Source organism: Streptosporangium amethystogenes subsp. fukuiense (assembly GCF_042665875.1).
GTDB classification, from domain to species: Bacteria; Actinomycetota; Actinomycetes; order Streptosporangiales; family Streptosporangiaceae; genus Streptosporangium; species Streptosporangium fukuiense.
On the sequence record NZ_JBHTEE010000001.1, the window covers coordinates 7,234,814 to 7,255,753 of the forward strand.

The following is a 20,940-nucleotide window of genomic DNA, read 5'->3' on the forward strand; positions in this document are numbered from 1 at the left end:
TGACTGGTAGACCCTAGTTATTCCAGAGGTGCGAAAACAAATCTGGAACTCCCTTAACGAAACCGGTCTTATCGGACCAAAGCCGAGTCGACGGTCACGCCCACCAGCGCGTCGCGCACTCCAGCGGTTTCGAGAGCCCTACGATACGCGCTGGCCTGGTCATCACGCGCACCGACCTGGCCGTACAGGTCTCCTAGGTCACGCCAGACTCGCGCGGTCCCCCGATCAGGGCCGGAGAGCTCGTACCGGACGCCGTTCAGCAGCAGCTTGGCGGTGTCCAGGGCGGTCGTGACGTCGCTCCGGCCGTGGGCCAGCGCGGCCCGGGCGAGAACCAGCTGCGCGGTCGCCCCGATGGCGCCCGCCTGGCCGCCCGGCATGTCGAGGGCGGTTCTGGCCAGATCCGCCGCGCCCTGAGCGTCGCCGGTCGCCAGCCGGACCTGGGCGAGCACGACGATGCTCCTGATGTACTCGTGGACGCGTTCGGGGAACGCCGCGAAGACCTTGCCGGCGCTGGTCGCGAGCCTGTGGGCCTCGTCGAGTGACTCGTCGCCCGTGGAGGCGGCGAGACGTGCCCAGTCCATCGCGATGAGGGCGAGCTGTGACGCCATCCGTGCCGGGCGACCGGTCGCGATCGCGTCGTCGGCGAGGCGGACGGCCAGGGCCGAGTCCTCTCTGTCAGAGGCCGCGACACTCGCTCGCCAGAGGGCGTGGATCTCCGCGGTGCGGTTGACCGCGGTGGGGACGCCATTGGTCGACAGGACGTGCCGAACGTAGGAGATGCCCGGTGAGCCGGGTCCGTGAGAGGTTTCGGCCTCCATCAGGGAGGCGGCCAGCTCGACGGCGATCTCGCCCTGCGACAGGGGGAGCCGGTTGACTTCGCTGAGCGCGTGGGCGGCCAGGTCGCGCGAGCGAGGGGTGTCTCCGGCACGCTGGTAGCAGCGGCTCAGCGCCACCGTCAGCGGCAGGTCGGCCAAGCGCTCGGGGTGGGCGGCCGCCTCACGGCGGAGTCGCTCGAACGCCTCCAACGCCGGACCGATCCTGCCCTGGGCCTCCAGCGCGCGTGCGCGGCCGAGTCGCGCGTGCGCGGCCAGCATCGCGTTCTCCTCGCCGGCGACCTTGACGATCTCACCGAAACGGTCCGCCGCGACGGACGGGTCGCCGTGGAGAAGCTCCAACTCCGCGTGGCGCAGGCCAAGCTCGGTGTCGATGCGCTGGCGCGGCTCGATCCCGTGCAGCAGGAACTCGGTGGTGCACCCCAGTCGCTCGGCCAGCAGACGGGCGACCACGGGCGTCGGCGTCCGCTTGCCGGACTCGATGAGGGAGACGTAGCTGTCGGAAAGGTCGGGCCCTGCCAACTGGGCCTGGGACATGCGCCTACTCAGTCGCAGTCCGCGGACGCGGTCACCGATGGTTCCCTGACTCGGCATCTGATCTCTCAGGGCGGGGGATGGTCAATGTTCCCGCCATGATTGCATGAAGCAGTCGAATCGGGTAACCCCGCGTGAAAAATCCTCACCGGGGAGTGTGGGCAGCCACTATGTCATTGCTGTCAATATGGACATAGGGAACTAATCATCCGAATCATTGCCCCCCGGGAAGAGCATCTGGCAGACCTCCAGGTAGAGGGTCTCCGGGTATGGAATGTAATTGACCCTCGACAGAGCCTGGTCCTGACCGGCCGACTCCAGAACGAACTCGCCGTAGCCCAGCATGCGGCCGAGGATCGAGCGCTGGAAGCTCATGTCGGTCACTTTGCCGAGCGGCATCATGTCGACCTTGCGGGTGATCAAGCCGGTGGTGAGCAGCATGCGCTTGGAGGTGACGACGAAGTAGTCGACCGACCACTCCGCGACCTTCCAGACGAAGCGGATCAACAACAGCAGCCAGGCCCACCAGACGATGACGAGCACGCCACCGCCGCCCTGGTCGCCGAACCACTTGCTGAGCAGTCCGGCGAGGATCAGGCCGCCGAAGACCTCGGCGACCGCGCGAAGCAGCACGGCCGGGTGGCGCCGCACCATGATGACCTGGTGTTCGTGGGGGAGCAGGTAGCGGTTGACCGACGAGGGAGCGGAGTCCCCGTGGGTCACGAGCCTCATGACAGGTGTGAGACGAATTGGGCCAGAGAATCGGCCGCCGTGTAAACCGTGTCCATGGCACCCCTTACGGCGTTGGCTGCGTCACCTGGTCGGGTGAACAGGAAAAACGCCACAAAACCGACAGCGCTATACGATAGGACTTTCTTGACCTGCACGTTGGCCTCCCACTACCACTCACCCACTGCACCCGCCATATACATTACCCAGGGCCATGCCGCGGTAAAGCGCATCGGCTCATTCGGTCTCGTACGCGTCGCGAGGATCCCGCGCGAGGGCCCCGTGGGCCCCTCCCGGACATCCGTGCCCCTCATGACCCGTCACCCGCGTTCGCTCGCGACCAGTGCGAGGACCTCGAGGTGCTTGCGGGCGATCCGCTCGACCAGCGTCGGATGGGCGTGGCCGACGACCTCCAGCGCTCCGTAGTGAGCCGCCTCTATGCAGCGGGTCACCGTGGCCGCCGGATGGACTTCGGAGAACTCGTCCCTGAGCGCGGCGCTGAAGTCCGCGTAAGGGTCGGGTTCGGTGTCCGGGATGATTCGCTCGCTCATGGTTCTCCCTGGTGTGCGCCCGCGGCCTCGGCGGACCGGGGACACAGAAGAGATGTCTTCGCGACTCTTCGTACCCGCTCGATCGCGTTATGTAACGATCGGCGGGTAGAAGAACCATCCTTCAAGGGAAAAGGATGGCTCTGAAATCCCGGAACCTTCGGGTCGGCGGCGATACCGGGGAGTACTCAGACGACGCCGTAGAGGCGGTCTCCGGCGTCGCCCAGCCCGGGAACGATGTAGCCGTGCTCGTTCAGGCGCTCGTCCAGGGCCGCGGTCACCAGGCGGATCGGCTTGCCGCTGCCGTTGAAGACCTGGTCCATGTAGGCGATGCCCTCGGGGGCGGCCAGCAGGCAGAGCGCGGTCACGTCGTCGGCGCCCCGGTCGAAGAGGAACTGGATCGCGGCGGCGAGGGTGCCGCCGGTGGCCAGCATCGGGTCCACCACGTAGACCTGACGGCCGGAGAGGTCGTCGGGCAGCCGGGTGGCGTAGGTCTCCGCCTGGAGGGTGGACTCGTTGCGGATCATTCCCAGGAAACCGACCTCGGCGGTGGGCAGTAGCCGGGTCATGCCCTCCAGCATCCCCAGTCCCGCGCGCAGGATCGGGACCACCAGCGGGCAGGGCTGTGCCAGCCGCACGCCCTTGGCGGGAGCCACGGGCGTCTGCACCGACCACTCGGTGACGCGGACGTGCCTGGTCGCCTCGTAGGCCAGCAGGGTCACCAACTCGTCGGCGAGACGCCGGAAAGTGGGGGAGTCCGTGCCGACGTCCCGCAGCACGGTCAGCTTGTGGGCCACCAGGGGATGGTCGACGACCAGGGTTTCCATGGTGGCCAAAGATATCCTGGGCACTCGGCGGGCGATGAGCCGGGGGAGGGTGGGCGGCACCTGTTCGACATCACCCGCTCACTCGGATTTGATCACAATTTGGTCGGAGAGACCCACGTCCGTGTCCCGCTTCTGAAAGCATTGACCTCCGTAGAGAAAGCATTCGGTGGGGATGGCCATGTCAGACGAAGACTCGCTGGACTTTGCCATCGTGATCTACCGTGAGGACGACGGCTGGGAGGCGGAGATGCTCCCCGTGGCCCTCACGTCCGACCTCGACGGCCTCATCCACGCCCTGCGCCAGCAACCGAGCATGAACGGCACGATTGGCCTGGTCGCCGTTGGGGATGAGTTCTTCGTGGCGCTACGGGTGTTCGGCGAGAGGGTCGAGGTCTTCCTGTCCGACATCGCCGCGTCCTGGGACTTCCCGCTCGCCCGGCAGGCGCTGGAATACCTGGACGTGCCGGTTCCCGACGAGGACGAACTCGACGCGATTCTTCAGGACGAGGAGACGGCGCTCCCCGCGGGGGACCTGTCGATCTTCGCGGACCTGGGGCTTGACGAGATGGAACTCGGCATCCTCTCCGGCGACATCGACCTCCTGCCGGAGGACGTCCTGTCCAGCATCGCCGCGCGGCTGGGGTTCTCCGAGCCGTTCGAACGCGCCATCGACTCTGTGTTCGGCTGACCTCGGGAGATCGGCCATGCCCTCCAGACCACCCCGCAACAGTGTTTTCTCCGCGGCCTTCGTCCGTACACCGGACGGTTGGAAAGGCGCGGAGGTCGACCTCAGCGAGGCCGAGATCGTCGACGATCTCGGCGACGCCGTTCAGGAGCATCTGGGGCTCAACGGCGACGAGCTTGCTCTTCTGTGTGTGGAGGTGGAGGACGAGTGGTTCGCGATCGTCCGATATCAGGGCGACCTGGAGCCACGCACCTTCCTGTCCGACGCCCACGCGGGGCTCTCCGACGGCCTCGGTGAGCTCTTCACCGAGCTGGCCGGGGTGGCGGTCGACAAGGACACCCCCGACCTGGGCGTGCGGCCGGCGGGCGACTTCGAGTTGCTGGAGGACCTCGGGCTGAGTTCCGACGAGCTCGTCGAGCTCAGCATGGAGGAGGGCGCGCTCCCCGGGGACACGCTCTCGGTGATCGCCGAGCGGATGGCCTTCGCCGACGAGCTCGACCGGTTGCGTTGACGGACTACGTCGGGGAGATGAGGCTCGCCCTGGCGCAGGCCGCCGAAGCCGGAGCCCGCGGCGAGGTGCCCGTCGGTGCGGTGGTCATCGGCCCGGACGGCTCCGTGCTGGGGCGCGCGGGAAACGACAGGGAGGCCTCGGCCGACCCCACCGCGCACGCCGAGGTGCTCGCCCTGAGGCAGGCCGCGAAGGCGTGCGGGCGGTGGCGGCTGACCGGCTGCACGTTGGTGGTCACCCTGGAGCCCTGCACCATGTGCGCGGGCGCCGCCGTGCTCGCCCGGGTCGACCGCGTCGTCTACGGCGCCGTCGATCCCAAGGGCGGAGCGGCGGGGTCGCTCTGGGACGTGCTCAGGGACCGCCGCCTCAACCACCGGCCCGAGGTCCTGCGGGGGGTCCTGGCCGATGACTGCGCGGCGGTTCTCACCGAGTTCTTCACCGCTCGCCGGATGCGCGAGCAATAGCGGTTATCCGGTAGGCTGCTCCGCGGTGGAGTCGCCTAGTGGCCGAGGGCGCACGCCTCGAAAGCGTGTGATGGGGCAACCTATCCGTGGGTTCAAATCCCACCTCCACCGCCACACAGGAAGGGCTCCCGCGGTCGCGGGAGCCCTTCCTCGCGTTCTGCCTTCTTTCCCCCGCCGTTCCATCCCTTTCGCGAACCCGGCACATCCCGCCCGGGGCCTCAGTTCTCCGTGGGCAGTTCCAGGACCCGGGCGTGCAGCACCGAGCGCTGGTGCAGGGCCGAGCGCAGGGCCCGGTGCAGGCCGTCCTCCAGATAGAGGTCGCCGCGCCACTGGACCACGTGCGGGAACAGGTCGCCGTAGAACGTGGAGTCCTTGGCGAGCAGGGAATGCAGGTCCAGCACCGCTTTCGTGGTGATCAGCGTGTCGAGCCGGACCTGTCGCGGCGGTATCTGCGCCCACTCGCGATGCGAGAGACCGTGCTCGGGGTAGGGCCGTCCATCGCCGACCAGCTTGAAGATCACAGTACGTAGTTTAGGAGAGAATCCGGCCTCTCGCCTGTCCGATCTTCATCGCCGCAGTTCGGAGGCCGTCTTTCGGATGCGTCCTGGGCAGGTGCCGCCGGAGTTCTCAGATGTCGCCGGAGAAGGTGTCGCACCTGCCGGGATCGCCGCTCTGGTAGCCGGTGGTGAACCACTTGACGCGCTGCGCCGACGTGCCGTGGGTGAAGCCCTCGGGGGTGACCCGGCCCTGGGTCCGCTCCTGGATGCTGTCGTCGCCCACGGCGGACGCGGCGCTCAGCGCCTCCTCGATGTCCGTCCTGCTGAACGGTTTCTCGAACAGGCCGGTCTCGTAGGCGTTCTTGGCCCAGGCGCCCGAGTAGCAGTCGGCCTGCAGTTCCAGTCTTACCGAGCCGCTCTTGGGGCCCTGCCGGTCCCCCTGGGCCTTGGCGTCGGTACCGATCAGGTGCTGGACGTGGTGACCATACTCGTGCCCGATGACGTACGCCTGGGCGAAGGGGCCGCCTTTGGCGCCGAACCTGCTCTCCAGTTCCTTGAAGAAGCTGAGGTCCAGGTAGACCTGGCGGTCGGCCGGGCAGTAGAACGGGCCGACGGAGGCGTCGGCGGCACCGCAGGCGGTGTTGACCTGGCCGGAGAACATGACGGTCTTGGCGGGCTCGTATCCTTGGACGGCCTTCGGCCAGTACTCCTGGACGCTGTTGACCACGCCGACCACCCGGCACTCCTCGTTCTGGTCGGCGTCCCGCCCGGTCTTGCACTGCGCCGAGAGGTCGGAGCCCGGGCCGACCGGAGCCGGATCGGAGCCGCCGGTGATGTCTCCGGGGTTGATCCCGAACACCAGCGCGAGGATGAGCGCGATGATTCCGGCCGCCCCGCCGCCGACCGCGAGACCTCCACCGGGAATCCTCCCCCGGCCGCGGTTTTCGACCTGCGAGCTGTCCAGCTGGACATCGTCCTTGAAATCCATCGCCCGACATCCCTTCGATCCGCTTGGGGCGCCTCCCCTGCCCCGAACAGAGCTTGACATGCCCGCACGCGGACAAAGGCATGAGATGCGAGGTTCACCCTCCTACATGCCCAAGACCCCCTTCTCCGTACTCGTTACCCGAGGTGTGAATATCGATGGCTTGCCCGGCTCGCTGACGCGTGGTCCCGAGCCGAGGGGGCGCCACGATCTCCTCGCGCGCCCGGAGACGACGATCTCCCAGGTCCTCCGCTTGCCGTCCCGTTCGAAGCCCGGAGGTTCGGCGGACCTTCCCACCGTTGTCGGGCGTCCGAGAACCGGAACCTCGATCCGAGGCCGTCGACGATTCCCGCCCCGGCACCGGTTCCGCCTGCGCGTCGCCGAACTCCCCCGCTCATGCGTTCCCGACGCGGATGAGCACCCCGGTGCTCACGCGGTGGGTCAGGGGGTGGGGCCGGTGATACCGGTGCAGATCAGGTCGGTGACCAGGTCGATGGCGGCGTCGGGGGAAAGGCGGGTCTTGGGAGGCTGGCTCACCCAGATCGCGGCGTACTCGGTGATGAGGGCCATGATGGCGCAGGCGACGTCCTGCGGGCGGCCGGCGGCGGAGACGTAGTCGAGGTGGCCGGCCAAGTCGGCGGCCATGGGGTCCATGAGGTCCCAGAGGCGACGGCGCACTCGGCCTACGGCGTCACCCTTGGCGAAGACGTCCTCTTCGTCGTACGGCCCGACGGCTGTCTCGGCCTCGTCACGGACTCTCCGGAAGAGGCCGAGACGGCCGCTACCGGGAGCGCCTCGGTGCGAGGTGAGCACAAGGCGCCGTCATCGGTTTCTGCGGGGTACGCGCGCACCGGCAGCGGCACGAACACCACCGGACGGGCACGGTGGGACCGAAGCCTGTAGCCGTTCGGAGCCGGTAGGCGTCCCACAGCGGCCTGAGACGACGAAGGGCCGGACGGCATATGCCGTCCGGCCCTTCGAGGTGGCGGAGGATAGGAGATTCGAACTCCTGAGGGGTTGCCCCCAACACGCTTTCCAAGCGTGCGCCCTAGGCCAACTAGGCGAATCCTCCGTGGAGAAGCTTACCCAACTTTCGAGGTGCACGGACCATGGATTTCCGACCCCGAGCACTCGGATCTGAGGCTAGACTGAGGGTCGACCCCTCGCGCGGCGTCATCCTGTGAACCTCCCCAGGGCCGGAAGGCAGCAAGGATAAGCGGGCTCTGGCGGGTGTGCGAGGGGTCTTTCGTTTCAGGACCCCTCGCAGGTGGGATCGTCGCATGAGTCTTGCGCTGTACCGCAAGTACCGGCCCGGAACCTTCGCCGAGGTCAAGGGTCAGGAACACGTCACCGATCCGCTCCGCCAGGCGCTGCGCAGCGGGCGCATCAACCACGCCTACCTGTTCAGCGGTCCCAGGGGATGTGGCAAGACGTCCAGCGCGCGCATCCTCGCCCGCTCCCTGAACTGCGAGAAGGGCCCGACCCCCGAGCCGTGCGGGGAGTGCGAGTCCTGCGTGGCGCTGGCGCCCACCGGTCCCGGTCACCTCGACGTCATCGAGATCGACGCCGCCTCGCACGGCGGCGTGGACGACGCCCGCGACCTGCGCGAGCGGGCCTTCTTCGCGCCGGTGTCGTCGCGCTTCAAGATCTACATCATCGACGAGGCGCACATGGTGACCCGCGAGGGTTTCAACGCGCTGCTCAAGCTCGTCGAGGAGCCTCCCCCTCACCTGAAGTTCGTCTTCGCGACCACCGAGCCAGAGAAGGTCATCGGGACGATCAAGTCCAGGACCCATCACTACCCGTTCCGGCTGATCCCGCCGGCCGCGCTGCGCACGCTCATGGAGGAGATCCTCACCTCCGAGAACGTGCCGTTCGAGCCCGCCGCGCTCCCGCTGGTGGTCCGGGCGGGCGCGGGTTCGGCCCGGGACTCGCTCTCCATCCTCGACCAGCTGTTCGCCGGGTCGGACGAGGCGGGCATCACGTACGCACGTGCCGTCTCCCTGCTCGGCTACACCGACGGTGACCTGCTCGACGACGTGGTCGCGGCCTTCGCCGGTCGCGACGGTGCGCTGGTGTTCCAGGTGGTGAACCGGGTGATCGAGGGCGGCCACGACCCCCGGCGGTTCGCGATGGACCTGCTGGAGCGCTTCCGTGACCTGGTGATCCTGGCCAACGTGCCGGAGGCGGCCACCAGCGGGCTGCTCGACCGGCCAGGCGACGAGCTGGAGCGGCTCCAGGTCCAGGCGGCCTCGATGGGTCCGGCCGAGCTGACCCGCGCCGCGGAGATCCTCAACGCGGGCCTGATCGAGATGCGCGGCGCGGCCTCGCCTCGGCTGCTCCTTGAGCTGATGTGCGCCAGGATCCTGCTTCCCGGCGCGGCGCAGGGTGAGGCGGCGCTGCTGACACGGCTGGAGCGGCTGGAGCGGGGCGGGGTCGCCGTGCCCGCCGCTTCGCAGGCCGTGGCCCCGCAGGCCGCGGCTCCGGCACCGGTGGTCCACGCGGCGCCCCCGCCGCAGGCGGAGCGGCCCGCACCGCCCGTCGTCAAGGCACCCGCCGAGCAGCCCGCTGCCCAGGGCGACGACTGGCCGGTGGCGGTCAGGCCCGGCGCACTGGCTACGGGGCAGCAGGCCCAGGCGCCCGTTCAGCAGGCTCCCGGCGCGCCCGCGCCGGTCGACATGGCTGCCGCACCCGGTTCCGGGGGCGGGGCCGTGCAGCAGGCGTGGCCCCAGGTGCTCGCCGCGCTCAAGCGGCGCAGCATTGTCGTGTGGGCCAACGTCAACACCAACGCCCAGGTCGTCGGGGTCGAGGGCAAGATCGTAACTTTGGGATTCGCGCAGGTCGGCGCGATGAAGAACTTCACCGGGGGCGGCAAGGACGCGGTCGTCGCGGCGGTGCTGCAGGAGGTTCTGGGCGGGACCTGGAAGGTCGAGGCCGTCGTCGGCAACGGGCCCGCTCCGTCGGGCGGGGGCCGTGCGCCGGCACCGAGACAGCCCCCGGCCCCCCAGCAGCCCACCCCCCAGCCGTCGCAGCCGCAGGTCCAGGCGCCGGTCCGGCAGGCACAGGCCCCAGCCGCTCCGCCCGCGCCGCAGGCGGAGCGGGAGGCCCCGGCGCGTCAGAGCCCGCCCGCGACGGACGAGTCCTGGCCGGACGCCCCCATGCCGGAGGACCCGGGCTCGCCTCCCCCGTCGATCTCCGGGCCCGGCCCAGGTCTGGCCGCCGCCCGCTCGGCCGCCAAGGCCGCAGCCCAGGCCGGTCCACGGGCCGTGGCCAAGACCGGCGCCAAGCCGGCCTGGCCCGACGCGGTGCCCGGCCGGGGTAACCGCGGCGCCGCCCCCGACGCCGACGAGGTCGACCCGCTGAACGACGCGGACGCCGACGTCGACGCGCTCAGCGGGATGGCCCTCATCCAGCGCGAGCTGGGTGGCCAGATCATCGGCGAGATCGACCACACCTGACGGTTTCACGCCGGGCTCCCAGCCGCGTCCCGGAGGTCTCAGACCGGTCGACGGCGCGCGTCCGTCCGGAAGCGGTCGCCGGGAAACCCGCCGCACCCGTGGCAGCACGGGAGCCCCGCCTTCGGGGTGACGAGGATCTCAGGGCGGGTCGCCGCCGCTGAGGCGGATCCGGGCCGCCACCGCGCGGTGGTCGTGGCCGGGCAGCGTGGCGGCGAGGCGTTCGAGGACCTGGACGTCGTTCCTGCCGTGCTCGGTCTCGGTGTAGGCCCAGAGGTCGTCGGGGTCGCCTCGCCGCAGGAGACGGGCCCGTACCTGGCCCTCCAGTTCCTCCCGCTCGCGGCGCAGGGCGGGCGCCTCGGAGCGGGGCAGCAGGGGGCCGCGGTAGGCGCGGGCGACCGGCGCGGTCTCGCCGGCCGCGAGCAGCCGCTTGAGCTCCAGGAAGTCGGCCTCGACCTGGCAGGTAAGGCGGTACGGCTTGGCGGCGATGGTGCGGCCGAGGTGGGCGCGGAGCCGGTGGATCTCGGCACGGATGGTCACCGGATTTCCCTCGTCGCCGTACAGATGGAAGGAGAGTTGGGCGGCCGTCATTCCCCGGGGGTTGAGGACGAGCATCGCGAGGATCTCGGCGTGGCGCAGGGAGAGCGGCAGGCGGACCCCCTCCAGGTACGCCGAGGGGTGCTCGGTGCCGAGGAGGGACAGGGTCAGCACGGGGCCGCGCGCCGGACCCGCGAGGCGGAGCAGGAAGCCCTCGTCACCGAGCGGTTCAAGGAAGGCGCTCCGCCCGTCGGGCAGGACCACCCGGTGGCCCACCTCGGGCAGGCGGATGCGGTGACCCCACTGCCGTGCGTCGTCATCGGCGATGATCCGCCCGGTCACGGTGACCAGGGCGCCGGGCTCGCCGCGCAGCGCGCTCACCTGCCTCTCGTGGCGGCGTCTGAGCCGCTCGTCGCGTTCGAGCATGCGCAGCGTGAGGTGGCTCTCGGCCAGCCGCGCGGCGGCCTCGACGAGGGCGACGCTCGCCGGGTGCATGGCGCGCGTCGTGCCACTGACGTCGACGCAGCCCAGCAGGCCGCCGCCGTCGGGATCGATGACCGGCGCGGCGGAACAGGACCAGATGTGGAGTGCTCTGACCAGATGTTCGGAGGAGAAGACGTGGAGGGGCCGCCGGGTCGCGAGCGCGGTGCCCAGGCCGTTGGTCCCGATCGCCTGCTCGCTCCAGTCGAAGCCGGCGGCCAGTCCCACCTCGTCGGCGCGTTCCATCGTCCGGTGGTTGCCGTCCCGCCAGAGCACCCTGCCCTCGGCGTCGGCGATGAGCAGGATCTGGTCGCCCTCGTCGGCGGCTCCCAGAAGGGTGCCGGTGATGATCGGCAGCAACCCGTTCATCGGGTGGGCCGAACGGACCTCCCGGATGTCCTGGCCCTCGAAGGCCGGCGGAGCCGACCTGGTCCCGAGGTCGACCCCGGCGTCCAGCGACCGCCGCCACGACGAGGAGATCACGCTTCTGGGTCCCTCGGCCACCGGTCGCCCACCGTCGCTCAGGGCCTCGTGCAGGCGCCGCAGCCGTGACGCGTAGGAGTCGAGATCGGCTGCCTGGGCAGCTCTCATCTGGCCGTCGGACACATATCCCCCCGGAACAGAGCCGATGGCGGAAGCATCGGGGCTCGGAACCCCGCACGCAACCCGTTCGATCAAAGAGGGCACGCGGAGTGTGAGCGGACGACCGCAACGTGTGCGCAACCTTCGGGCGGTTACCTTTCGACCACACGTCGCCGTGTGCGGCCGCTCCGGGACGTGTCATCTCGGGTCTCGGACGTCTTGAGGGGGTCCGGGGCCCGATGGAGGTTTAATCCCCGTCAGCAGGGAACCCGTGCCCGCTTCAGTACAACACCCGGCTCAGAACCCGTAGGCTCGTGACGACCGATGTCGCGAATGAGGAGCACAACGACGGTGAACCCAGGGGATGTCAACCTGCAGCAGCTGCTGGAGCAGGCTCAGCTCATGCAGCAGCAGCTTGTGAGCGCCCAGCAGGAGCTGAACGACGCGGAGGTCCAGGGCTCCGCGGGCGGCGGCCTGGTCGTGGCCACGGTCAACGGCGGGGGCGAGCTGCTCGAACTAGAGATCAGCGCCGAGGCCATCGACCCCGGTGATCCCCAGGAGACGGCGGACACCGTCGCCGACCTGGTCATCGCGGCCATCCGCGACGCCGTGCGCGCCGCGGCCGACCTGCAGCAGGAGAAGCTCGGTCCCCTCGCACAGGGGCTGGGGGGCGGGGGCGGGCTCGGCCAGCTTCCCGGGTTCTAGGTCATGTACGAAGGGGTCGTCCAGAACCTGATCGACGAGTTGGGGATGCTCCCCGGCGTCGGTCCCAAGAGCGCGCAACGCATCGCGTTCCACCTGCTGGCCGCGGAGCCGGCCGACGTGAAACGGCTCGCGCACGCTCTGCTGGAGGTCAAGGAGAAGGTCCGCTTCTGTCGGGTCTGTGGCAACGTCGCCGCGGAGGAGGAGTGCCGGATCTGCCGTGACGCCAGGCGCGATCCCCACGTGATCTGCGTCGTCGAGGAGTCGAAGGACGTCGTGGCCATCGAGAAGACCCGCGAGTTCCGAGGCCGCTACCACGTGCTGGGCGGGGCGATCAGCCCGATCGACGGTGTCGGCCCCGACGACCTGCGCATCAGAGAGCTCATGACCCGCCTGGCGGACGGCCAGGTCACCGAGCTGATCCTCGCCACCGACCCCAACCTTGAGGGGGAGGCGACGGCGACCTATCTCGCCCGTCTGGTCAAGCCGATGGGACTGAAAGTGACACGACTGGCCAGCGGTCTGCCGGTAGGCGGTGACCTCGAGTACGCGGACGAGGTCACCTTGGGCCGCGCGTTCGAGGGAAGGAGGCTCCTTGATGTCTGATGACGCATGGAGTGCTCTCGCGGAGCGGATCGCGGAGCACGCGAAGAACTACATCGACGGCCTGACCCGCCTGGCGGGCGGCGAGGGCGGCGACGCCATCCTGCCCCTGCTGCTGGTGGAGGTCGCGCAGGTCAGCTCGGCCGGCGCGCAGCTCGGCGCGAGTCAGGACGTGATCCTGTCCGGCAACTGGGAACCGCATCTGGGGGAGGACCCGGACGTTGACGCCGTCCGAACGGCTCTGGCCGAGCGGCTGGGGCCGGTCGACGACTACGCCGAGGTCTTCGACCCCTACAAGGACACCGTGGTCACCCCGTACCGTCTCTCCGACGACCTGACGGCGGTGGCCGCCGACCTCCTGCACGGTCTGCGGCACCACAGTGCGGGTCGCCCGCTGGAGGCTCTCTGGTGGTGGCAGTACTCCTATTTCAATACCTGGGGAAACCACGCCGGAGCGGCGATGCGGGCACTTCAGGCTCTTGTCGCCCATACCCGGCTTGATGTCGCCGAGGAGCGCACAACCGTGTGATCGTCCACATACTGAGCCACATCAGAAGGTCCCAGCTAGGGCGCCAGTAGACTGTGAACTCCACAGCCCTAGATTGCTTCGGAGACATCTCGTGGCGCTCGTTGTTCAGAAGTATGGTGGTTCGTCCGTCGCCGACGCGTCCTGCATCAAGCGGGTCGCTCAGCGGATCGTCGCGACGAAAAAAGCCGGCAACGACGTCGTGGTGATCGTTTCCGCCATGGGTGACACGACGGACGAACTGCTCGACCTCGCCCAGCAGGTCTCGCCGCTCCCGCCTGGCCGGGAGCTTGACATGCTGCTCACCTCGGGCGAGCGCATCTCGATGGCGCTGCTGGCGATGGCGATCGCCAACCTCGGCCAGGAGGCGCGTTCGTTCACCGGCTCCCAGGCCGGTGTGATCACTGACTCCTCGCACGGCCGCGCGCGCATCATCGACGTGACGCCCGGCCGGATACGCGGGGCGCTCGACAGCGGCCAGGTCGCGATCGTGGCCGGGTTCCAGGGCGTCTCCCAGGACACCAAGGACATCACCACGCTCGGCAGGGGCGGCTCGGACACCACGGCGGTCGCGCTCGCCGCCGCCTTGAACGCCGACGTGTGTGAGATCTACACCGACGTGGACGGCGTCTTCACCGCCGACCCCCGCATCGTCCCGACCGCCCGTAAGATTCCCAAGATCTCGTACGACGAGATGATGGAGATGGCGGCCTGCGGTGCGAAGATCCTGCACCTGCGCTGCGTTGAGTACGCTCGCCGTTTCGGCCTGCCGATCCACGTCAGAAGCTCGTTCAGCACCAAGGAAGGCACGTGGGTCGTATCCGACCCCGACAGCGAAGGAACAGAGATGGAGCAGCCGATCATCTCCGGCGTCGCGCACGACCGGAGCGAGGCCAAGATCACCGTTGTCGGGGTGCCCGACAAGGTCGGCGAGGCTGCGACGATCTTCAAAACACTCGCCGACGCCGAGGTCAACATCGACATGATCGTGCAGAACGTGTCGGCGGCGACGACCGGCCGGACCGACATCTCCTTCACGCTGCCCACGAGTGACGCCTCCGTGGCGCTCACCGCGCTGAAGAAGATCCAGGAGCGCATCGGCTTCGAGTCGCTGCTCTTCGACGACCAGATCGGCAAGGTCTCGCTGATCGGAGCGGGCATGCGCTCGCACCCCGGCGTCACCGCGACGTTCTTCGCCGCTCTCGCCGACGCGGGGGTGAACATCGAGATGATCTCCACCTCGGAGATCCGTATCTCGGTGATCGTCGGACAGGACGAGGTGGACACGGCGGTCAGCGCCGCGCACCGCGCGTTCGATCTCGACGCCGACCAGGTCGAAGCCGTTATCTATGGAGGTACCGGGCGATGAGCCGCAAGCCCACTCTTGCCCTGATCGGCGCGACCGGTGCCGTCGGCACCGTGATGCGCGACATCATCTCCGGCCGCGAGAATGTCTACGGAGACATCAAGCTCGTCGCGTCCGCCCGCTCGGCGGGCAAGGTCCTGAGGGTCCGCGGTGAGGACCTCGTCGTCCAGGAGCTGACTCCCGAGGTCTTCGAGGGCGTCGACATCGCGATCTTCGACGTGCCGGACGAGGTCTCCGCGACGTGGGTGCCGATCGCCGCCGAGCGCGGTGCCGTCGTCATCGACAAGTCGGGCACCTTCCGGATGAACCCCGAGGTCCCGCTGGTCGTGCCGGAGGTCAACCCCGAGGCCGCGCGCGAGCGGCCGCTGGGAATCATCTCCACCCCCAACTGCACGACCCTGTCGATGATGGCCGCGATGGGTGCCCTCCACGAGGAGTACGGCCTGCGTGAGCTGGTGGTCGCCTCCTACCAGGCGGTCTCCGGCGCGGGTGTGGCGGGCTCGGCCCGCCTCTACGACGAGGTCGAGGCCCTGGCGGGCGACCGTACGGTCGGGCAGACCGCCGGCGACGTGCGCAAGGTCCTGCAGAACAAGCTCTCCGGCGCCGAGTCGCCCTTCCCGGCACCGGTGGCGTTCAACGTGGTGCCGTGGGCGGGCTCGCTCAAGGACGGCGGCTGGGCCTCCGAGGAGATCAAGCTCCGCAACGAGTCGCGGAAGATCCTTGGGATCCACGACCTGAAGGTCTCGGCGACCTGCGTCCGCGTCCCAGTGATCACCACCCACTCACTGGCCGTGCACGCGACCTTCGAGCGTGAGATCACCGTCGCCGACGCCCATCGGATTCTGGAGGCCGCTCCGACCGTGGTCGTCATGGACGACCCGGCCAACGGCGTCTTCCCGACCCCGGCGGACGTCGTCGGAACCGACCCCACCTACGTGGGCCGAATCCGTCAGGCGCTCGACTTCCCCAACACCCTCGACCTGTTCGTCTGTGGCGACAATCTCCGCAAGGGCGCTGCCCTGAACGCGGCGGAGATCGCCGAGCTGGTCGCGGCCGAATTCGGGTGACCTCCCCGGTCGTGCGGCGGCATCGGATGTCGCCGCACGACCCTCGCGGTTCCGCGGCACTGGTGTGAACGGCGAACACCGGAGCCGGCGGAATCCCGTGAGTCAGCGGAAGAGGATGTCCCAGTGGTCCGCCTCGCGGGCGAAGAGGGTGCCCGAGGTCGCCGATTCGCCGTACAGGGGGGCTCCGTCGCCTCGTATGCCCTGTGGCGGATAGTTCTTCGTGATGTAGCGGTTGATGCATGTGTTGGGCTTGATGTCCAGCTTGTAGCCCATGTAGTGGCTGTAGGGGCCCGGGGCATGGCCCACCTCGGTGCCGCCGGTGATGACCAGGGGACAACCGCTGCGGCGCTTCAGCTCGATCACGTCGGAGACGGTGGCGGCCCGGACCGCCTGCAGCGAGGTGCAGTGCCGTCCTTGGCGGTTCGCGCATTTACCCGAGGAACTCCAGGTCAGGCCCGCCGCCCGCAGGCGCTGTCTGGCGTCCGCCTGCGCCAGCCGCACCGGCTGGCGCTGCTTGGCCCGCTGCGCCTGAGGGGGGTGGGCCTCGGTCGCCTTCTCGGGGACGGAGGGCGCCTGCTCCGCGAAGGTTTCGGGGCGGGACCGCGGCTGGAAGGCCCGGGTCTCCCGGGGGCTCTGGGGGATCAGGAGGGCCGCCTGTTCCGATGGCGCGTCCGCGGCGGCGGTGTCCCGCGTTCGCGCCGCGGTTTCGAGGATCAGGAGGGCCGCCTGTTCCGGTGGTGTGCCCGCCGGGGTGGCGGCCCGTGTCCGTCCCGTGGTCTCGGGGATCAGGGGGGCCGCCTGTTCGGGGGGTGTGCCCGCGGTGGCGATGTCCCTCACCCGGTGGACGGTCCGGCGGTGCAGCCCGGCGGTTTCCAGGGTGCCGGTGTCGTACGTCCCGATGGTCGTGGACCGGCGTGCCTCCGCCGGGCCGGCCGTGATCGGCCGGCTCACGATCGTGACGGTGGCCGACGCGCGTCCGCTCTCCGCGGTCGCACTGTCGTCCCGGGCCGATGCGATGAAAGACATCTGCAGAGCGAGCAGTGCTCCGGCGGTAAACCGGGCAGCCCGCTGTCTACAGGGACGTGTCCCCATTATGTATCCCTTGTCGCGGGAGCCCTTCCGCCAAATGGATCAATCCCACTACCGAACCCGGATGATCCCTCCCGAAGAGTGAATTTTGCCCGGTAATGGGGATCATCGTGCGGCTCGATGACCTGCTGAGACAGCGGTCGCGCGGTGATCGGGTCGCTACCGCCGAAGGCGCACGGAGACGAGAGTCATGTGGCGATGGTTGATATGAGTGGCGGGGGCAATGTGGCGCGCCTAGGGTCGTTGACTGGGGCTTCTCCCTGGTGACACGGGACGGATGATCTAGGGTTCGTCCAGTGGAGAGAGACCAGATGAGCCCGTTCTCCCAGCTCCAATCGATAGGTGACAGGTGCTCTATGGCCGAGCCGCCCCCGAGAAGCCGTGGATCAGACAGGACCCGTGAGGTCATCGTGGAGACGGCCCTGCGGCTTTTTCGCGAGCGAGGGTACGAGGCGACCACGATGCGGGCCATCGCCGCCGAGGCCGGGGTGTCGGTGGGCAACGCCTACTACTACTTCGCCTCGAAGGAGATCCTGGTCCAGGCCTATTACGACCGGGCCCAGGCCGAGCACGAGGCCGCGTGCGAGAAACTGCTGGCCACCGAACACCGGTTCGCCGCGCGGTTGGAGGGCGTGCTGCGGGAGTGGGTGCGGGTCTCCGAGCCCTACCACGAGTTCGCGGTGAAGTTCTTCAAGCACGCGGCCGAGCCGAGCAACCCGCTCAACCCGTTCAGCGCCGAGTCCTCGCCCTCCAGGGACGCGTCGATCGGGATCTACCGGCGGGTCGTGGAGGGATCCTCCGACCGGATGGACGCCGAGTTGCGGGCCGAACTGCCCGAACTGCTCTGGCTGATGTCGATGGGCGTCGTCCTGTTCTGGGTGCACGACGACTCTGAGGGATGTCGGCGGACATATCGGTTCATCGAGCTCACCGTGCCGCTGGTGGACCGGTTGGTGGGGCTCTCGCACCTGCCTGGCCTGCGCGGGGTCGCCCGTGACTTCATCGCGGGAGTCCATGAACTTCGCGAGTGAATACCGGCGGAACTCCAGGAATCATCGTGTCGATCTGATTACCCTGAGTGGTCGATTCGATGGCGGATTCAAGGGAGTCTCATGGGTTGGGTAGCCGTGCTGCTGGTGGTGCTGTCCGTCGCGATCCCGCTGATCGCGTTCCGTGTGCTGAGGAGGAAGGGGCGGGATGACGACGGGCACGGCTCGTCGTCCATCGACTTCTCCGCCAACCTCGCCCTCGCCGTCTACCTGCTGGTGCTGGCCTACGCCGCGGTTCTGTGCCGGGACGGACTCTGGACGACGGAGACGGACGTACAGGCCGAGGCCGAGAGCCTCACCGAGATGTACTGGTCGGTGGCGCCCATCCCCGAGGCGGCGCCCGTCAGGACCCAGATCCGCCAGTACACCGCGCAGAGCATCGACCTCGACTGGCCGCTCATGGCCGACAGCGAGATGTCCCCGCTCCCCGGGCAGACCCTCGCTGACATGCGGGCCTCGGTGCTCCGGCTCCGGCCGATCGGCGACGCGGGCAAGAACCTCCAGCAGGACGCGCTCGACCGGGTCTCCGAGATCTCCCACGCCCGAACCGTAAGGGGTGACGACGCGGGCACCGGCCTGGAGAGCATCTTCGTGGTCTCGATGATCATTTCCGGGCTGCTGGTGATCGCGCTGCCCTGGACGCTCAGGGTGCGGCCCACCTTCCCGTCGATCGTCGCCGATCTGGTCCGGGTGGGCGTGGTGGTCATCGGGGTGTGTTTCATCATCCTGATCAGCCACCCGTTCAGCGGGCCGGGCGCCGTCGGGCCTGACGCGTTCAAGGCCGCGCAGCGGCAGTACGACCAGATCGACGGCCAGTTTCCCGCCCAGCCGTAGCCCGGCGCGTCCGGATCGAAAAGCCCGCCGGTGGTTCCCGGCGGGCTTCGCTGTCCGATCGGGGGCCGTCCGCGCTATCCGCGGCCCCGCTGGTTGAGGGCGGCGACCGCGGTGACCGAGATCACGCCGGTGAACATCACCAGAAGGACGAGCCTGCGGTCGGTGCCCTTGCGCCGCTCGGCGTAGCGGTCCGGCACCAGGCGCTGCCGCAGGAGGGGAGGAGCGCTGGGGCGCGTCACCGGTGCGGGCCGCGGGGGGCGGGTCCGGGACGGTGCCGGCGTGACAGCGGCCTTGGGAATGTAGGCGGGCGGGAGGGGGCGGGGTGGTGAGGGCGGGGCGGGCGTCGGCGACACCGGTTCGGGCTCGGGTGTCGGTTCGGGCTTGGGATCAGGTTTGGGTTCGGGAGCCGGCTCCGGTTCCGGCTTGACCGGAATTTCTGCCGGGTAGCCCGGTTTCTCCGGCGGTTTCTTCGGATGGTCCGGTTCGGGTTTCCCCTCGGAGGGAAACGCGACCGGGTCCCCGGGCTCCAGGCCCACCCGGGGAGGGGCTGTCGGGTAGTCGGGCTCGGCCTTCATCTCGGGTGGCGGCATGGCCGGATATCCGGGATACACCGGCTCCCGGCTCGCCTGGGAGCCGGTGGCCGAGTGGTCCGTCTCAGGTTCCGGGTGCGTTGAACGGCTGGAGGCCGAGATCGGCTCTCTGACGTGCCGGACGACCTGCGGGGCGGGCGGACCGGCACCGCCCGCCGTCGAGGTCGCCGAGAACGCCGAGAGCGAGGGCGCCACGGCCGGCGCGGGGGCCGCGATACAGGTCGCGAGGACCGCCGCGCCGAGCAGGCCCCGTCGTCTTTTCCTCCACCGATGCGTCGTCACGCAAAGTTTCTAACATCATGCGGAAAGTGATGGGAGGGTAAGTGGGGAGTCGACATAGATCATTACATCCGAGGCATACCGTCTGGTTGGTACAGTCGGCCTATTGACGACCCCCCGGCCGGGTGCGGCAAGCTACATCAGAACATCGTTCTAGGCAAAGTCCCGGGACGGCGACCGCTGACACGGAGGTGGCACGATGGCTACAGGCCCGCGCTGGGGTATGACGGTTCCCTTCTACGACCGCTCACTGGCCGGTTCCAAGGAGCTGATCGCCGAACTCCCCGGACTCGGCTACACCGACGCCTGGTCCGCCGAGGTCAACGGGGTCGACGGCTTCGTGCCCCTGGCGATGACCGCGGAATGGGCGCCGGGGCTGCGGCTCGGCAGCGCGATCGTCCCGGTCTCCACCCGGGGGCCCGGCCTGCTCGCCATGTCCGCCGCGACGCTCGCCAACCTGGCCCCCGAGCGCTTCGTCCTGGGCATCGGGGCCTCCTCCCCGGCCATCGTGGAGCGCTGGAACGCCGGAGCATTCGTCAAGCCGTTCGCCAGGACCAGGGACACCCTGCGCTTCCTGCGCAAGGCCCTCGCGGGAGAGAAGGTCACCGAGCGGTACGAGACGTTCGAGATCAAGGGTTTCAAGCTGGAGCGCGCCCCCAAGATCCCGCCGAAGATCGTGCTCGCCGCGCTCCGTCCCCGCATGCTGCACCTGGCCGCCGACGAGGCCGACGGCGCGATCACCAACTGGCTCTCCCCGCAGGACGTGCTGAAGGTCAGGGCCGAGGTCGGCGAGGAGACCGAACTGATCGCCCGGCTGTTCGTGTGCGTCAGCGAGGACGCGGAGAAGGCGCGCGAGCTCGGACGCTGGATGCTCGCCAGCTACCTGACGGTCCCGGTCTACGCGGCCTTCCACGACTGGCTGGGACGTGGGGAGACACTGCGGCCGATGCACGAGGCCTGGGCGGCCGGTGACCGGCAGGCGGCGCTCAAGGCCATTCCGGACGAGGTGGTGGACGACCTCATCGTGCACGGGGACGCCGCCACGTGCCGGGCCAGGATCCGGGAGTATGTGCGCAACGGCCTGAACACCCCGGTCCTCGCCCCCATCCCCGGCGGCGAGGTTCCGATCACGCAGGCCGTACGAGATCTGGCCCCCGCCGAGGAGTGACTC

General features: G+C 69.1%; 22 protein-coding genes, 2 tRNA genes and 1 other RNA gene. 14 read left to right on the top strand and 11 right to left on the bottom strand.

Annotated features, from left to right (window positions below; genetic code table 11):
* Positions 1–68: 68 nt before the first annotated feature.
* The 4 genes from ACFQVD_RS32075 to upp form a co-directional block, all read right to left on the bottom strand.
* Positions 69–1,427: a helix-turn-helix transcriptional regulator gene (locus ACFQVD_RS32075; RefSeq protein ID WP_343970248.1), complete on the bottom strand. Its 1,359-nt coding sequence runs from the start codon at positions 1,425–1,427 to the stop codon at positions 69–71.
* A gap of 141 nt (positions 1,428–1,568) precedes the next feature.
* Positions 1,569–2,099 carry a PH domain-containing protein gene (locus ACFQVD_RS32080; RefSeq protein WP_030919774.1) on the bottom strand — a complete coding sequence of 177 codons (531 nt, stop codon included), beginning with the start codon at positions 2,097–2,099 and terminating at the stop codon, positions 1,569–1,571.
* Positions 2,100–2,416: 317 nt separating this feature from the next.
* The gene (locus ACFQVD_RS32085; RefSeq protein WP_343970245.1) at positions 2,417–2,647 is read right to left on the bottom strand and encodes a hypothetical protein; all 231 of its coding nucleotides are present in this window, start codon (positions 2,645–2,647) and stop codon (positions 2,417–2,419) included.
* A gap of 185 nt (positions 2,648–2,832) precedes the next feature.
* The gene (gene upp / locus ACFQVD_RS32090; protein WP_343970242.1) at positions 2,833–3,471 is read right to left on the bottom strand and encodes a uracil phosphoribosyltransferase; all 639 of its coding nucleotides are present in this window, start codon (positions 3,469–3,471) and stop codon (positions 2,833–2,835) included.
* Between the two features lie 178 nt (positions 3,472–3,649).
* On the opposite strand from upp, the gene ACFQVD_RS32095 reads away from it, so the two are divergent.
* The 4 genes from ACFQVD_RS32095 (at position 3,650) to ACFQVD_RS32110 (ending at position 5,242) form a co-directional block, all read left to right on the top strand.
* The gene (locus tag ACFQVD_RS32095; RefSeq protein WP_245651776.1) at positions 3,650–4,159 is read left to right on the top strand and encodes a tRNA adenosine deaminase-associated protein; all 510 of its coding nucleotides are present in this window, start codon (positions 3,650–3,652) and stop codon (positions 4,157–4,159) included.
* A 16-nt stretch (positions 4,160–4,175) separates the two neighbouring features.
* Entirely contained in the window at positions 4,176–4,667 is a 492-nt protein-coding gene (locus tag ACFQVD_RS32100) for a tRNA adenosine deaminase-associated protein (RefSeq protein WP_343970237.1), read from the top strand.
* Positions 4,668–4,684: 17 nt separating this feature from the next.
* On the top strand, positions 4,685–5,128 hold the full coding sequence (gene tadA / locus ACFQVD_RS32105; RefSeq protein ID WP_343970930.1) for a tRNA adenosine(34) deaminase TadA: 444 nt from the start codon (positions 4,685–4,687) through the stop codon (positions 5,126–5,128).
* 24 nt (positions 5,129–5,152) lie between these two features.
* Positions 5,153–5,242: transfer RNA gene (locus ACFQVD_RS32110), tRNA-Ser, on the top strand.
* A 104-nt stretch (positions 5,243–5,346) separates the two neighbouring features.
* On the opposite strand, the gene ACFQVD_RS32115 is transcribed toward ACFQVD_RS32110, so the two are convergent.
* From ACFQVD_RS32115 to ACFQVD_RS32130, 4 genes are all read right to left on the bottom strand, one after another.
* Positions 5,347–5,649, bottom strand: a complete 303-nt coding sequence (locus ACFQVD_RS32115) for a type II toxin-antitoxin system VapB family antitoxin (protein ID WP_030919787.1) — start codon at positions 5,647–5,649, stop codon at positions 5,347–5,349.
* A gap of 106 nt (positions 5,650–5,755) precedes the next feature.
* Positions 5,756–6,613 (bottom strand): KPN_02809 family neutral zinc metallopeptidase, encoded by an 858-nt coding sequence (gene ypfJ, locus ACFQVD_RS32120; RefSeq protein WP_343970232.1) that lies wholly within the window; start codon positions 6,611–6,613, stop codon positions 5,756–5,758.
* Positions 6,614–7,051: 438 nt separating this feature from the next.
* Entirely contained in the window at positions 7,052–7,255 is a 204-nt protein-coding gene (locus ACFQVD_RS32125) for a hypothetical protein (RefSeq protein ID WP_343970229.1), read from the bottom strand.
* Positions 7,256–7,593: 338 nt separating this feature from the next.
* A tRNA-Ser gene (locus tag ACFQVD_RS32130) sits at positions 7,594–7,682 on the bottom strand.
* An 82-nt stretch (positions 7,683–7,764) separates the two neighbouring features.
* On the opposite strand from ACFQVD_RS32130, the gene ffs reads away from it, so the two are divergent.
* Together ffs and ACFQVD_RS32140 are read left to right on the top strand one after the other, a co-directional pair.
* An RNA gene (gene ffs / locus ACFQVD_RS32135) (signal recognition particle sRNA small type) lies at positions 7,765–7,860 on the top strand.
* Between the two features lie 30 nt (positions 7,861–7,890).
* Positions 7,891–10,068: a DNA polymerase III subunit gamma and tau gene (locus tag ACFQVD_RS32140; protein ID WP_386272887.1), complete on the top strand. Its 2,178-nt coding sequence runs from the start codon at positions 7,891–7,893 to the stop codon at positions 10,066–10,068.
* Between the two features lie 138 nt (positions 10,069–10,206).
* Here ACFQVD_RS32140 and ACFQVD_RS32145 read toward each other — a convergent pair whose 3' ends face one another.
* Positions 10,207–11,673, bottom strand: a complete 1,467-nt coding sequence (locus ACFQVD_RS32145; RefSeq protein WP_343971713.1) for a helix-turn-helix domain-containing protein — start codon at positions 11,671–11,673, stop codon at positions 10,207–10,209.
* 342 nt (positions 11,674–12,015) lie between these two features.
* On the opposite strand from ACFQVD_RS32145, the gene ACFQVD_RS32150 reads away from it, so the two are divergent.
* From ACFQVD_RS32150 to ACFQVD_RS32170, 5 genes are all read left to right on the top strand, one after another.
* Entirely contained in the window at positions 12,016–12,369 is a 354-nt protein-coding gene (locus tag ACFQVD_RS32150; protein WP_343971709.1) for a YbaB/EbfC family nucleoid-associated protein, read from the top strand.
* 3 nt (positions 12,370–12,372) lie between these two features.
* A complete protein-coding gene (gene recR, locus ACFQVD_RS32155) occupies positions 12,373–12,972 on the top strand; it encodes a recombination mediator RecR (protein WP_030919803.1) in 600 nt (199 codons plus the stop codon).
* On the top strand, positions 12,965–13,498 hold the full coding sequence (locus tag ACFQVD_RS32160; protein WP_030919805.1) for a DUF5063 domain-containing protein: 534 nt from the start codon (positions 12,965–12,967) through the stop codon (positions 13,496–13,498). Before recR ends, ACFQVD_RS32160 begins: the two co-directional genes overlap by 8 nt.
* A gap of 91 nt (positions 13,499–13,589) precedes the next feature.
* Complete coding sequence (locus ACFQVD_RS32165) at positions 13,590–14,864, top strand: aspartate kinase (protein ID WP_030919807.1); 1,275 nt, start codon at positions 13,590–13,592, stop codon at positions 14,862–14,864.
* Positions 14,861–15,928 (top strand): aspartate-semialdehyde dehydrogenase, encoded by a 1,068-nt coding sequence (locus tag ACFQVD_RS32170; protein WP_343971702.1) that lies wholly within the window; start codon positions 14,861–14,863, stop codon positions 15,926–15,928. The genes ACFQVD_RS32165 and ACFQVD_RS32170 overlap by 4 nt, the downstream gene beginning before the upstream one ends.
* 102 nt (positions 15,929–16,030) lie before the next feature.
* Here ACFQVD_RS32170 and ACFQVD_RS32175 read toward each other — a convergent pair whose 3' ends face one another.
* Positions 16,031–16,954 (bottom strand): hypothetical protein, encoded by a 924-nt coding sequence (locus ACFQVD_RS32175; RefSeq protein ID WP_343971699.1) that lies wholly within the window; start codon positions 16,952–16,954, stop codon positions 16,031–16,033.
* Between the two features lie 473 nt (positions 16,955–17,427).
* Here ACFQVD_RS32175 and ACFQVD_RS32180 point away from each other — a divergent pair, with 473 nt between their 5' ends.
* Complete coding sequence (locus ACFQVD_RS32180) at positions 17,428–18,048, top strand: TetR/AcrR family transcriptional regulator (protein WP_343971696.1); 621 nt, start codon at positions 17,428–17,430, stop codon at positions 18,046–18,048.
* Positions 18,049–18,129: 81 nt separating this feature from the next.
* Positions 18,130–18,900, top strand: coding sequence for a bestrophin-like domain (locus ACFQVD_RS32185; RefSeq protein ID WP_343971693.1), 771 nt, complete (start codon positions 18,130–18,132; stop codon positions 18,898–18,900).
* 74 nt (positions 18,901–18,974) lie between these two features.
* Here ACFQVD_RS32185 and ACFQVD_RS32190 read toward each other — a convergent pair whose 3' ends face one another.
* Positions 18,975–19,772 carry a hypothetical protein gene (locus ACFQVD_RS32190; protein WP_343971689.1) on the bottom strand — a complete coding sequence of 266 codons (798 nt, stop codon included), beginning with the start codon at positions 19,770–19,772 and terminating at the stop codon, positions 18,975–18,977.
* A gap of 196 nt (positions 19,773–19,968) precedes the next feature.
* On the opposite strand from ACFQVD_RS32190, the gene ACFQVD_RS32195 reads away from it, so the two are divergent.
* Positions 19,969–20,937 carry an LLM class F420-dependent oxidoreductase gene (locus ACFQVD_RS32195; protein WP_343971686.1) on the top strand — a complete coding sequence of 323 codons (969 nt, stop codon included), beginning with the start codon at positions 19,969–19,971 and terminating at the stop codon, positions 20,935–20,937.
* Positions 20,938–20,940 lie beyond the last annotated feature (3 nt).

Bases quoted from the DNA above. Each gene is read 5' to 3' on its own strand.
- ACFQVD_RS32075 (WP_343970248.1), bottom strand. From the start codon at position 1,427: ATGCCGAGTCAGGGAACCATCGGTGACCGCGTCCGCGGACTGCGACTG.
- ACFQVD_RS32080 (WP_030919774.1), bottom strand. From the start codon at position 2,099: ATGAGGCTCGTGACCCACGGGGACTCCGCTCCCTCGTCGGTCAACCGC.
- ACFQVD_RS32085 (WP_343970245.1), bottom strand. From the start codon at position 2,647: ATGAGCGAGCGAATCATCCCGGACACCGAACCCGACCCTTACGCGGAC.
- upp (WP_343970242.1), bottom strand. From the start codon at position 3,471: ATGGAAACCCTGGTCGTCGACCATCCCCTGGTGGCCCACAAGCTGACC.
- ACFQVD_RS32095 (WP_245651776.1), top strand. From the start codon at position 3,650: ATGTCAGACGAAGACTCGCTGGACTTTGCCATCGTGATCTACCGTGAG.
- ACFQVD_RS32100 (WP_343970237.1), top strand. From the start codon at position 4,176: ATGCCCTCCAGACCACCCCGCAACAGTGTTTTCTCCGCGGCCTTCGTC.
- tadA (WP_343970930.1), top strand. From the start codon at position 4,685: ATGAGGCTCGCCCTGGCGCAGGCCGCCGAAGCCGGAGCCCGCGGCGAG.
- ypfJ (WP_343970232.1), bottom strand. From the start codon at position 6,613: ATGGATTTCAAGGACGATGTCCAGCTGGACAGCTCGCAGGTCGAAAAC.
- ACFQVD_RS32125 (WP_343970229.1), bottom strand. From the start codon at position 7,255: ATGGCCGCCGACTTGGCCGGCCACCTCGACTACGTCTCCGCCGCCGGC.
- ACFQVD_RS32140 (WP_386272887.1), top strand. From the start codon at position 7,891: ATGAGTCTTGCGCTGTACCGCAAGTACCGGCCCGGAACCTTCGCCGAG.
- ACFQVD_RS32145 (WP_343971713.1), bottom strand. From the start codon at position 11,673: ATGAGAGCTGCCCAGGCAGCCGATCTCGACTCCTACGCGTCACGGCTG.
- recR (WP_030919803.1), top strand. From the start codon at position 12,373: ATGTACGAAGGGGTCGTCCAGAACCTGATCGACGAGTTGGGGATGCTC.
- ACFQVD_RS32160 (WP_030919805.1), top strand. From the start codon at position 12,965: ATGTCTGATGACGCATGGAGTGCTCTCGCGGAGCGGATCGCGGAGCAC.
- ACFQVD_RS32170 (WP_343971702.1), top strand. From the start codon at position 14,861: ATGAGCCGCAAGCCCACTCTTGCCCTGATCGGCGCGACCGGTGCCGTC.
- ACFQVD_RS32175 (WP_343971699.1), bottom strand. From the start codon at position 16,954: ATGTCTTTCATCGCATCGGCCCGGGACGACAGTGCGACCGCGGAGAGC.
- ACFQVD_RS32185 (WP_343971693.1), top strand. From the start codon at position 18,130: ATGGGTTGGGTAGCCGTGCTGCTGGTGGTGCTGTCCGTCGCGATCCCG.
- ACFQVD_RS32195 (WP_343971686.1), top strand. From the start codon at position 19,969: ATGGCTACAGGCCCGCGCTGGGGTATGACGGTTCCCTTCTACGACCGC.